Source organism: Helicobacter pylori (assembly GCF_001653475.1).
In the GTDB taxonomy this organism is placed as follows: domain Bacteria; phylum Campylobacterota; class Campylobacteria; order Campylobacterales; family Helicobacteraceae; genus Helicobacter; species Helicobacter pylori_CM.
The window spans coordinates 448657-460842 of record NZ_CP011487.1 but is presented as its reverse complement, the minus strand read 5'-3'; the positions used below and the strand labels follow the sequence as shown (position 1 = coordinate 460842).

Annotated in this window: 12 protein-coding genes and 1 pseudogene; 1 reads left to right on the top strand and 12 read right to left on the bottom strand. The window is 39.0% G+C overall.

The window, feature by feature from the left end; translation table 11 throughout:
* Positions 1-2: 2 nt before the first annotated feature.
* The 9 genes and pseudogenes from pgbB to cdh all read right to left on the bottom strand — a co-directional run bounded on the left by pgbB (position 3) and on the right by cdh (position 8423).
* Positions 3-1667 (bottom strand): plasminogen-binding protein PgbB, encoded by a 1665-nt coding sequence (gene pgbB / locus AA974_RS02235; RefSeq protein WP_064433240.1) that lies wholly within the window; start codon positions 1665-1667, stop codon positions 3-5.
* Positions 1668-1671: 4 nt separating this feature from the next.
* Positions 1672-2328: a hypothetical protein gene (locus AA974_RS02230; RefSeq protein WP_064433239.1), complete on the bottom strand. Its 657-nt coding sequence runs from the start codon at positions 2326-2328 to the stop codon at positions 1672-1674.
* Positions 2325-2762 (bottom strand): dUTP diphosphatase, encoded by a 438-nt coding sequence (gene dut, locus AA974_RS02225; RefSeq protein WP_064433238.1) that lies wholly within the window; start codon positions 2760-2762, stop codon positions 2325-2327. Before dut ends, AA974_RS02230 begins: the two co-directional genes overlap by 4 nt.
* Positions 2752-3246: a transcription elongation factor GreA gene (greA, locus tag AA974_RS02220; RefSeq protein ID WP_064433237.1), complete on the bottom strand. Its 495-nt coding sequence runs from the start codon at positions 3244-3246 to the stop codon at positions 2752-2754. Before greA ends, dut begins: the two co-directional genes overlap by 11 nt.
* A 40-nt stretch (positions 3247-3286) precedes the next feature.
* Entirely contained in the window at positions 3287-4369 is a 1083-nt protein-coding gene (gene lpxB, locus AA974_RS02215; protein ID WP_064433236.1) for a lipid-A-disaccharide synthase, read from the bottom strand.
* Positions 4369-4830 (bottom strand): nickel-binding protein Mua, encoded by a 462-nt coding sequence (gene mua / locus AA974_RS02210; RefSeq protein ID WP_064433235.1) that lies wholly within the window; start codon positions 4828-4830, stop codon positions 4369-4371. Before mua ends, lpxB begins: the two co-directional genes overlap by 1 nt.
* 6 nt (positions 4831-4836) lie before the next feature.
* A complete protein-coding gene (hypA, locus tag AA974_RS02205) occupies positions 4837-5190 on the bottom strand; it encodes a hydrogenase/urease nickel incorporation protein HypA (protein WP_000545280.1) in 354 nt (117 codons plus the stop codon).
* Positions 5191-5248: 58 nt separating this feature from the next.
* Positions 5249-7405 (bottom strand): flagellar hook protein FlgE, encoded by a 2157-nt coding sequence (gene flgE / locus AA974_RS02200; protein ID WP_064433234.1) that lies wholly within the window; start codon positions 7403-7405, stop codon positions 5249-5251.
* Positions 7406-7606: 201 nt separating this feature from the next.
* Positions 7607-8423 (bottom strand): annotated as a pseudogene (gene cdh / locus AA974_RS02195) (CDP-diacylglycerol diphosphatase).
* A 266-nt stretch (positions 8424-8689) separates the two neighbouring features.
* Between cdh and AA974_RS02190 the strand changes: the two are divergent.
* A complete protein-coding gene (locus AA974_RS02190; RefSeq protein WP_064433232.1) occupies positions 8690-9019 on the top strand; it encodes a zinc ribbon domain-containing protein YjdM in 330 nt (109 codons plus the stop codon).
* A 57-nt stretch (positions 9020-9076) separates the two neighbouring features.
* Here AA974_RS02190 and AA974_RS02185 read toward each other — a convergent pair whose 3' ends face one another.
* The 3 genes from AA974_RS02185 to AA974_RS02175 form a co-directional block, all read right to left on the bottom strand.
* The gene (locus AA974_RS02185; protein ID WP_001206520.1) at positions 9077-9292 is read right to left on the bottom strand and encodes a hypothetical protein; all 216 of its coding nucleotides are present in this window, start codon (positions 9290-9292) and stop codon (positions 9077-9079) included.
* Positions 9293-9375: 83 nt separating this feature from the next.
* Positions 9376-10251, bottom strand: coding sequence for a twin-arginine translocation signal domain-containing protein (locus AA974_RS02180; RefSeq protein ID WP_064433231.1), 876 nt, complete (start codon positions 10249-10251; stop codon positions 9376-9378).
* A gap of 150 nt (positions 10252-10401) precedes the next feature.
* Positions 10402-11928, bottom strand: a complete 1527-nt coding sequence (locus AA974_RS02175) for a catalase (protein ID WP_064433230.1) — start codon at positions 11926-11928, stop codon at positions 10402-10404.
* Between the last annotated feature and the right edge of the window lie 258 nt (positions 11929-12186).

Here is a 12186-nt window from a genome sequence, read left to right as displayed (position 1 = left end):
GGCTACTTCGCTTTTAAAGCTTTTTTTCTTTCTTCAAGCTCTTTTTCATCTCTTTCTTGTTGCTCTTTGGCTCTTTGTTCAAATTCTCTCGCTCTTTGTGTAGCTTTGGCTTTTTTCTTTTCTTCTTTCAAGCGGCGTTTTTCTTCTTTAGAATTTGGTTTATTCTCTTCTTTAGAAGCCTTGTTCTCTTTAGGAGCGTTTTCTGTGCCTTTTTCGTTACTCTCTTTTAAAGCAGGAGCGTTTTTGTTTTCTTGATTTTCTTTTACGCCTCGTTGGATAGCGTTATTTTGATTGTTAATAGGCTCCATATCGTGCCTTCTGGTTTTAACTTCTTCTTCTTCAAACCCGCTATTCCCTTGAGTTGGTTTGATTTTTTCTTCTAAAGGCTGTTTATTTTCTTTAGTTTTATGCCTTTCTTGCAAATAAATAGGAGCGTTCCCTTTTTCGCCTTTTTGAGATGGTTTGAATCCAGCGGCATGGGGGTAAAGTTTTGGTTTAAAATCATTATAATCTAAATAGTAGCGATCATAATACACCCGATTTTTATCATAGAATACCCCTTTATCCAAACGATTGGATGAAAAAAACTTAAAACTGCCTATAGTTGGCGTTTTATAGACATTATACGAATCAAAATCATTCAAATCCACCTCTATCACATACCCGCGCTTTTCTAAAGAATACAATTTATTATGGTTTAATACAATCGTATTGAGCGAAGCAAAGGGCAGTTTCACGCTGTTTAATTCCCTCAAACTCTTATCCATTTGCAAAATCTGCCCGTCTAGCGTGAGCACGTATAAAGTCCCCTTATTATAAAGCAAATCCACAATATCCCCATCATAGTTGAACTCTTGACCGCTCACTACTGAGAGTATTCTTTTCCCTGTAGAAGCAATCATGTTATTGCCATCTACGATAAGGTAGGTGATATTGTTAAAAAACTTATCGCTGCTGATAACAATGTTTCTAATAGGCGTAGGGTTTCCATGCACATAATCCACGACTAACAAGCGCCCATCTAGCATAGGGAATACCACGACCGTATCCATAAAAATAGGCATCGCCATTAAAGAATTGATCGTGGTGCTTGGGGAACCTTTCTCACTAAAAAGCAATTTTTGAGAAGTGATGTCGTATAAATTCGCTGAATTGTCCGCTAACACCACCGCTAAAAGATTCCCTTTAACGCTTGCGCTCAAGGCAAAAGTCTCCAAAGGAATAACGATAGATTGTTGGCTGGCGTTAGGGTTATTGCTAATCAATTCTACTTGATGGCAGACTTTATCTTGGACTTCCGCTTCAACGCCCTTTAATTTCAATTCCGTTTCTTCAGTCTTAGCCGCCTTGCGTTTGCTTGTTTTTTTATCAATCTTGTTCAAACAATCTTGCGCAAGGATGAAAAACCCTTGACTCTCATTTAAAAAACTGCTTTCATAATTGAAATTCTTACCGATTCTTAATTGCGTTAAACCTTTATCGCCTATAACCGCTCCATTTTTCAAAATGGCTCCATAACGATTAGACGAAACGATACTTTCTTGCAAATGGTTAGGGAAATACGCTTCGCCTTTAACTTGATGTTTAGCGGGTTTGAAGTATTTTTTCATGTTACAGCCACTAAAGACAATTAGGGCTATGAGTGAGATTAAAAATGATCTATTCATCAAATCAATGCGTTCCTTGAATGGTTTCTTTCTTTAGATTAGTTGGTTTGGAAGGGTTTTGTTGGATATCTTCTAACATTCCATAATGTTTTAAAACAGAGATTATAGCATAGAGTGAAGAACTTAGAGGGATAGTTGATAAACTTTGATGCGCTTTTATGATTGCGTCTTTAGAATTTTCTTCATACAACAAGCTCACTTCTTGTAAAGCGCTCATTTCTTTGAGAATGGGGCTTTTTTCAAGCAAGTTTTTATCTCTAGAGAGCGATGCGTAAGAATATTTGGCAAACGCTTTAACGATTCCATTAGAAGATTGCGAAAGTTTTTTAAACGCATCTGCATCGTTATGCTCACTCGCTCTAGCGAACTGATACAAGTCATACAACTCTGGGGCGACTTCTTTCAATCTTTTTTGCAAGGCTATATTATTAGGACTCTCTAGCACTTCATTATAAATTTGAGTGATCCGCTCTCTAGTTTGCTCATGCTTATAATCTTGCAATTTTGTATCCCCTAAATAAGCGATAAAAGCCACCACGATAAACAACAACACCCACTTGTAGCGTTTGAAAAACTTTTCTAATCTAAACGCTCCTTCTAAAAGCTTTTCATCGCTTTTAAATTCGTTTCTGACTTGCTCTAAATTTTCCTTAATGCTCATGCCTTACTCACTCCTGTGCTGCCAAACCCCCCACTACCCCTTGAAGTTTCATCTAATTGTTCGCATTCTATAAATTCGGCTTTATAAGTTTTTTGAATCACCCCTTGAGCGATCCTATCCCCTACTTGAACTTTAAAATCTTTATCGCTCAAATTCGCTAAAATGACTTTAATTTCGCCCCTATAATCATTATCCACCGTGCCAGGAGAATTTAACACCATCACCTGATGATTCAAAGCCAAACCGCTACGGGTGCGCACCTGTAATTCATACCCCACTTCTAAAGACAAACAAATCCCTATTTTCACCAACCCCACGCTATGAGATTTGATCGTTACTTCTTCTACAGCATGCAAATCAAAGCCTGAAGAACCCTCGGTTTGGTATTTAGGGATAAGGGCGTTTGGGTGGATTTTTTGGATTTTAATTTTCATCAAAACGAATCTCTTTATAATAAATGTCTAAAATTTCAAACTCGCTCTCGCCATTAGGCAATTGAATACTCACCGCATCGCCCTTGCTCTTACCTATCAAGCTCTTAGCGATCGGCGAACCAAAAGAGATTAACCCTTTAGACGGATCGCTCTCCACGCTCCCTACTATCGTATAAGAAAACTCTTTATCGTTGTCTAGATTAAGGATTTTAATCGTGCTCCCAAAACTCACTTTATTATGGGCTAAAGCGCTCGGATCAATCACCTGAGCGTTAGCGACAATTTCGCTTAAATCCACGATTCTCGCTTCAATGAAGCGTTGTTTTTCTTTAGCAGCATGGTATTCAGCGTTTTCTTTCAAATCCCCATGCCCTCTAGCAATATCAATTTCTTTCACAATATTAGGCCGTTCCACCTCTTTTAATTGCTTTAATTCCGCACAAATTTTATTGTATCCATACATACTCATAGGTTCTTTATTCATTTAATCTCCTAAGCTTATTCAGTAGAGATTATAGTAAAAATTAAGTTAAATTCAGCAAAAAAGCCATTTCATTAGCGATTTTTCTCGCGCTCCCACTGGCTAAATATTCCCTTAATCTCAAACTTTCTTTAAAATAGCGTTCTCTATCCATTCCTTCATACGCTTTTAACAAACCCTCTACGCTCAAAAAATGCTGGATCAATTCCGGGTGTAATTGGCTCTCCCCAAGCCCTGGAGTCTCATTATTTAAGGCGTTATAAAAGATGTTCGCTAAACCTATATAATGCAAATTGACAAGCATTCTAGCGATCAAAAAATCCATCTTTTTAGCCCTATACGCTAACACAAAAGGCGTGCCAATCAGAGCGGCCTCTAAAGTCGCTGTGCCGCTGCAAATAAACGCAAACTCCGCTTCAAACAAACTTTTATGCGCATCATAAGAAATTTCAAATAATTTAATGTCTTCTCCATAAAGGGCTTTCAAATCCAACCCTTTAAAGAAACTCGGCACGACCAACACACGCCTTTTAAACCCTTCGTTTTGTTCTAAAATTTGAGCCGCTTTGACAAACAAAGGGAATATTTTAGCGATTTCACTTTTTCGGCTTCCTGGCATAAATACCAGAGTTTCGCCCTTAATATCTTTTTTATAGTATTTAATTTCATCTAATAAAGGGTGTCCTACATATTGGGCTTTTTTTTGGTAATAGCCCACTTCAAAAGGCAAAATCGCTCCCAAAAAATCGCAGTGTTTTTCAAGGCTTTTAGCGCGCCATTTTTTCCATGCCCAAACTTGCGGTAAAATATAATACATGATTTTTTTATGTGGGTCTTGTTTTTTGATTTTTTTGGCTAGGGGGATATTGAAAGAAGAAGAATCCATTAAAAGCACCATATCAGCTTGTTTGGCTAATTGGACCATTTCTTTATGGGCTTTGAGTAAAAACCCCAAACGGCCTATCACATCTCTAAAACCCATGATAGAAAATTCCCTAGGGCTATAAAGCGCCTCTTTTCCTTCAAACACCCCAATAAAACGATAATCTTTAGACAAATTACGGCGTAATTCCTCTAAATGCATATTAGAGCTCGCTTCTAAAGCGCTCACTAAAATCGTGGGCATTATTTGTCTTTCAAAAGGTTTTGGACTTGATAGAGCTTGATTTCTTTATGCAAATCCCTTAATTCAATTTTGAGTAACGCATTTTCAAAATCTTTTTTAGAGAGATGGTTTTTTAAAAACCTGTTTTCGCGCAAAACGCTGCGGTATTGCAAGTAAATCCCTTCATCAAACACGCGCTTGCTGGGTTTTGCCATTACAACCTGATTGTCCTTAGTGTAAATCTCCACTTCTTCAAGGGCTTTAGGGAAAACCACATCCTTTTCTGTATTTTGTGTTTCTTTGTTGGAGCGGGAGTGTTCTTTTTCTAATTTCTTTTGATAGATTTCTTGCTTCAAACCTTTCAAAGCGCTCTTTTTCTTACGCAAGATTTCTTGGACTTGCTTCAATTCCAAACGGATTTTTTTTAAAACTTCTCTAGTGTCTTTAATTTCTTGTTGGTAAGCGTTCAATTCTTCTTGCATCGGTTTTTATTCCGCTAACATTTCTAAAGACAACAAACGCATTTCATTGCCTTGAGTGATAATGACATTCTTGCTGTGGCATTTCTCACACACCCCATAATCTAGTGCGTTAGGCTTAAAAACATGCGAACAATCCTTGCATTCTAATTCAACCTTTTCATCCACAATGTCTAAAATAGCGTCTTTACACACCAAAGATTCTTCTCTAAAAGTCTCAAACGCACTCACAAACAAGCTCTTATCCATAGCACTTCTTTCGCCAATACCGACCACGACTCTTTCAATCTTATGGGCTTGATTTTTCTTCGCATGCTCTTCGCAAAGAGCGATTAAAGAAGAAACGACCGAGTATTCATGCATACTAAACCTTAATCTTTAAATTAGCCCCTATTATATTGTATTGGAGTAATCTTTTAGTTTATTGCTTAAGATTCAATAGGGTGTTAAGGATTTGATCGGATGTGGTTACCGCTTTAGAGTTCGCTTGAAACCCCCTTTGAACCACAATCAAATTCGTTAAACTCCGGCTCAAATCCACATTACTAGACTCTAGTTTAGATCCTGAAATCGAACCCCTACGCCCCGTATTAGCCGCACCGATTAAGGCTTGCCCTGAATTCCCGGTTTGAGAAAAGACATTCCCGCCTAAAGCCTGTAAGCCCGCATCGTTAGCGAAATTCGCTAAAGCCACTTGAGCGAGCGCTAAAGTCCTGCCGTTACTGAACGCTCCTAAAAGCACCCCGTCTGAATCAAAGCGGACATCCATCAAATCGCCCGCTTGATAGCCGTTTTGCTCAATCGCATAAGTTTCAGAAATCTTATCCACGCTCGTGAGCCCGTCAAAGCTCCCTGAAGAACCAAAGGCTAAATTGATGCGTTGAGGGGCATCAGCGCCATTTTTAGGGTCAAATTGCAAAAGAGGCGGGTTCATGCCTGCAAGCGATCCGTCGTTATTAAAATGCAAACGACCTCCTTCAAACACATTAGGCCTAGCCGCTGACCCCCCTACTAATTCCCCAGGCTCAGGCACGATCACTCTAAAATTCCATTCCGCTCCTCCGCTCCTATAAAACTCAATGCGCATAGCGTGTTTAGTGCCTAAGCTGTCTATCACATCAATGCTTGTCGCATGCGTAGCGTGGGTGAATTTGGAACTGCTCGCTGACGCTCCCCCTTCAATTAAAGAAGCGGTATTAAGCCCTTTCATCGCATTTTTAAACAAAACATTGTTCGTTACGCTGTCTGAAGAATACCCGCTCACAAAGATATTAAGATTTTCTTTAATGACATTTTTATTGTCTTTATTGTTGATTTCAAACATGCCGTATTGATTGATTGTAACCCCTATAGAAGCGGCTGAGTCCTGGTAATTGTCCGCCAAGCTAGGATCTTTAACGATATTAGCGTCATGCTGGATCAATGCACGCAAGTCTTCAGTGGTCCTAAACTGCCCAATATCCGCATTAGGGCTGATAGAATGCGTGTAGCTGTATTTGAAAGCCGTTACATCTTTATCGCCGTCTAAAAAGTTAGCGAACGCCCCAGTTCCGGCTTGAGTGACCACAATGTTTTTAAGCTTTTCATCGCCGTCTAATTCATTGGTGTTTTCCAAACGCAACTGCTTGCCGTCCAAATAAGCTTCAATGCCTGTCTGGCTTTTGACCGCATTGATCGCATTTTTCGCCGCCACCAAGCTTGAAGTCCTGCTCACCGCTGAATCGTTCGTGAAAGAAATCTTAACCCCATTCAACTCAAGCGTGCTGTTTTCTGCAGAAGGGAGGATGTCTTTGATCATTTTTGCGCTCTTATAGCTCACCCAAATCCCTTGATTTTCATTCAATAAAAGAGCGTCGCCATCTTCATTGTATAAAGACCCCATGTCTTCGGCGACTTGAGCTAGATTCGTGCCTGAATCATACACCGGATTAATGCCATCTGAAGGGGTTTTAGCCGAAGAATCCAAAGCAAATATCGCCGCTGTTTGATCCGCATGCCTTCCAGCGTTTAAATTCGCTCTCATAGAAATGCGGTTACTCGCTCTGGCTGGCATCACCATTCCAGGATCAATTCTAATGTTTTCTAAAGGGCCGGTGTTATCCACTTTTAAAGCGTCCGTATCGCTCCCTTTATTGCCGGTATCGCTCCCGTTTCTCACCCACCCTTGCACCACAAGACCGCCGGTAGTAACCAAACTCCCTTGCGAGTCAAAAAGGAACTCCCCATCTCTAGTGAAATTGCGCGTAATCCCCCTATCAGGGCTAATGATAAAAAAGCCATCGCCTTGAATCGCTAGATCGGTTTTGACATCTGTGTTTTGGATATTGCCTTGTGAAAAGATTTTAGTCGTCGCATCCACGCCTACCCCAAGCCCTACGGAAAAGTCATTCTGCCCTGCTAACCCGTTTTTATAGGGTGCGGTAGCGATGAGTTTGACTTGAGAGAGCATATCCACAAAAGAAGCCCTAGAATATTTAAAACCAGTGGTATTCACATTCGCAATATTATTACTCTCAATATCCAAAGCGATTTGGTGGGCTTGCATCCCATTGACACCAGACCATAAAGACCTAAGCATGGTTATCCTTTAATTTAAAGAAATTCAATCTATGCAAAATAAAGCAAAAGTTGTTCCTAAATAGCTTTTTAGAATGATTGATTGCGGATTTTAATTTTTGTTAATCAAAAAGATCAGTCAAATTCATAAGGGATAGGGGGTTTTGTAACACTACCCCCATAACGCTTTTTAAAGGTTGTCGCTCAAGCTTAAGAATCTACCTTAACGCAAAATCGCGCATTCATGATCTTGAATCTCTTCGGCTGAAGCGCGATTGGAAGTCAATGGGTTAAATCGTGTCGCTAACAAGACAAAGGAGTTATCGCTTTGTTGCACCACCGCCAAACCATAGTCTCCCATGCGTTTGCGCGCATTAGGCATTTCTTCAGCAAGCATGATAAAGGGGCTTTTTTGCGCCAACTCGCTTTCTGTTACCCGACGCGCCAAATACTTATGCCCACTCAAGCCACCTGATAATGGAGACCAACGGCTGTTGATTTTTTTTAGATTATTGTCCAGCTGTTTGCGCGCTTCAAGGCTAATGCAAGAGATATGGATATGAAAATGATTTTGCGATCGCCCCTTACGAGAGTTAATCGTCAAAGAAATCGCGCTATCAGGAATGGGTTTGCCGTATTTTTTACTCATAAAATCACGTGCTTGCCAGGATAAATAAAAAAAGTTAGGCGTAGAGGGATCAAGCAACAAAGGGCTTTCAATACCGCTAATGTGATTTGTTGGCATCAATAAATATTGCAACGGGCCATTAATATCTTTTAAAACCACATACCCAACATCGGGTTTGACTTCTATGCATGGCGAAGGATTCTGATTTTTCTCATAATTAGGCAAACATTTTTCAAAAACAATCTTACGCAACACATTCGGATCTTTAGCGTTTAAACTCATAACAACGATAGCCACCACTGCTAAAAAAAGAAAGCCCGCTTTTTTCATCTTTTTTGCTCCTTGTTTTTAATGAGAGTTTTTACAACCCTCTTGTTATTTTTCTACAATAGTGGTTAAAAGCTTTAATCATTATGATTATTTTAACGAATTTTAATTTATTAGTAACTTTTAGTAACCTATTTTTAAAAAGACTTTTTGAATACTAGCTAGAAAAAACTTCAATTGATGGCATTAAAAAATGCTAAAAGAATTTTTAAAATATGAAATAGCTTGCGCTAAGCAGGCGGTAATTTTCGCCATGCGATCTTATGGGGTTGATACTTATCAAAATAAAGCGTTTTATAACCTTGATTCAGGTAATATCATCATCTTAATACCACGATAAGGACGATTATCATGCAAGATTTACCCCCATGCCCTAAATGCAACGACACCTACACCTACCATGATGGCACGCAATTGGTTTGCTCTAGCTGTTTGTATGAATGGAATGAAAATGAAGCTAATGATGGAGAATTGATCGTTAAAGATTGCCACAACAATCTTTTACAAAATGGGGACTCGGTCATTCTCATTAAGGATTTAAAGGTTAAAGGCTCATCTTTAGTGCTTAAAAAAGGCACCAAAATCAAAAATATCAAGCTTGTCAATGGCGATCACAATGTGGATTGTAAAATAGAAGGGCAGAGCCTGTCTTTAAAATCTGAATTCCTCAAAAAAGCTTAGGAAAATACAAAAGCTTAAGAGTAAGAAAAGATTAGTGGCTTTTTAAGCTTGTAAAAATCATTTTTTAGAAAAAATCAACTTATCCAACTTGAAAAAAATTACCGCCCCAATGGTTTGCCCCAAGAAAAGATTGAGCCACAACGGAAAATTGAAATAATAAAAAATCTCCATAAAAGGCAGCATCACCAACGCGCTCAACATCCATCTAAGCCAATAAACTAAAAACAGCTTAGAAGCGTATTCTGTGCCAAGTTTCTTAAAAAATTCTCGCATAAAGACAACCCTTTAAACCCTTTTTGCAAACCTCCCTAAAAAGGAAAGCTCACTATCAAGGAATATTCCTAAATTTCATGCCTTTAGACAATCGTATAGGATACTCTTTTTTCAAAAAGTTTGCTCTCGTAATTGCCTAAATCCCTACCATCCACAAGGGCAAAGGCATCGCCAAAAGTCGCCAATAAGGCAGAATCTAACTGCATGTCTTTATGACGATTCAACGGGATAAAAACTTCCTTGTGATTATTTTGAAAATCAAACGCTAGAAATGAATCTTTCAAATACACTTCTACCCTAGAAGTGTTTTTCACCACGCTGTTTTGAGCCAATTTCAAGCCTTGCACTTCAGCGCTTTTAATCCCACACGCATGGCATAAGGACACAAACATGCTCTCTTTTGAAATGGTTGCAAACCAAGGCAAACTCTCACGCTTGGATAAATTTTCTTTACCCTCTAAAGCCTTCTGCCTCTTAGGCATCTCATGCTTGATAAACGCATAAAAATTACGAACGCTTTCTTTAGGGGTTGTTCCCTTGAGCTGGTTGGCAATGTTAGCCACGCTCGCATCGTCTCTTTCATAACGCCCCATTGCTACAAAATCGCTCGTTTCAAACAAACGCTCATTCAATTGATAGCTAGCGATCTCATAAGACAAATGGACTTGCTTTTTTTGAGCGCTTTTTAAAAAATCCACTTGCAAATAAGGCACTCCAAAATTGAGCATGCTTTTATAGCTAGCATGATTGCCTTGTAAATGCACATTGCTCGCTACAACACTCGGCATGGGAACGAAAAGTGAAGTGTGTTCTGCAGAATCAAAATCAATGCTGTATTGAGCTTCTATTTTATATTTTGCAACACTCCCTTTGCTTTCTTCTGCCTGCAAAATCTGTGCCCCTAAAACAGCACCTGTAGCACCTAAAGCAGTCGTCTTAATAAAATCCCTTCGTTTCATAACTATAACTCTTTATTGTAATTTTTAAATTCGTTGAACGAATGAAAAAGTAGGACACGCCACCAACCCTAAAGGATTGATAAGTATCCAAAAACCTAAATTTTGAAAGACAAAGCATTCCTAAAAAATAAGAACGCTCAAAGAAAAAGGTTACTTTTTCTTTTTCATGTGATGCATGTCTTTTCCATGCATGTCATGCATGTCTTTCATCATTTTTTGGTGTTTTTCAAGAGCTTTTTTAACTCCCTCAGCGTATTTGGGGTCAGCTTTCTTGAAATGCTCCAATTGTTTATCCACAATTTCCTTATGGGTAACATGCGCTAAAGACTCTCCAACAGTGTCATGCAACCTTTCTTTTTCATCAGCCGGCAATGAGCGGTAGTAATCACCTGGTTGGGTGTAGTAATCGCTATCATCAGCCCTATAATCCCAATTCCACACTTCAAACTCTTTCTCAATATGAGCTAAGTTGAACTTAGGATCTCTCGCACTCTTATCTTCTTTATAACCTGGTAACGAGCTAGGCGTATAGTTTTGTAAAGAGCCGTAGTATCCATTTTGCATGTAACCATCTCTGCTAGAAGAGTGGAACGGGCATCTTGGTTTATTAACCGGTATCTGAGGATAATTAACCCCTAAGCGGTAGCGCTGTGTGTCTGTATAAGAGAATAAGCGGGCTTGCAACATCCTATCAGGGCTATAGCCAATTCCAGGAACGACATTAGACGGAGCGAATGCCGCTTGCTCCACTTCTGCGAAATAGTTTTCAGGATTTTTATTCAACTCTACAATACCCACTTCCATCAATGGGTAATCTTGGAGATACCAAATTTTGGTGACATCAAACGGATGGAATCGATACTTCTTGGCATCCTCTTCTGGCATCACTTGAATGCTTAATTTCCATTTTGGGAAATCCCCTCTAGCGATCGCATTGAATAAATCCCTTTGATTGGAATCAGGATCATATTTTCTGATTTCTGCGGCTTCTTCGTTAGTCAAATGCTTAACGCCTTGCATGGTGTGAAAATGGAATTTCACCCAAAAGCGTTCGCCTTTAGCGTTGATAAGGCTGAAAGTGTGGCTACCAAAACCATCCATGTGGCGGAAAGATTTAGGAATCCCTCTATCGCTCATAACCCATGTTACTTGATACAAACTTTCAGGAACATTGCTCCAAAAATCCCATACCATGTCGTGGTTAGGCAAATTGGTTTGAGGATCTCGTTTTTGAGTGTGGATGAAATCAGGGAATTTGATCCCGTCACGGATAAAGAAAACAGGCGTGTTGTTCCCCACTAAATCCCAGTTACCCTCTTCAGTGTAATACTTCATCGCAAAACCTCTAGGGTCTCTCACCGCATCCGCACTACCTTTTTCACCAGCCACAGTAGAAAACCTGAAAAAGCATTCAGTTTTTTTGCCCACTTTAGAGAAAATTTTCGCTTTAGTGTATTTAGTGATATCTTTAGTCACGGTGAAAGTGCCATAAGCTCCGCTTCCTTTAGCATGCACTACCCTTTCAGGGATCCTTTCTCTGTCAAATGCCGCTAACTTTTCCAAAAACCAAGTGCTTTGTAATAAAACAGGACCTCTAGGACCAGCCGTAATCACATTGTTGTCATCCCAAACGGGAGCGCCAAAAGCAGTGGTTTGTTTCACATCTTTATTAACCATCTTCTTTCCTTTATTTGATTTTAAATCTTCGTAATCAGACACTAATCCAATTACTTGTGGTGATTATCACATAATTTGTTATACAAAGACTAACAAGATTCAATTTCCTTAAAAAATCTTTTTTTTAAGAATAAAAAACCCCTTAAATATTTCTATTTGTAACAATTAATGAAAATAAGAAGGATTAAAAACAAAATTTTATTTTTAATCTGGTTTTAATAATAATTATCATACTATTATATCTCAATGCATTGATGG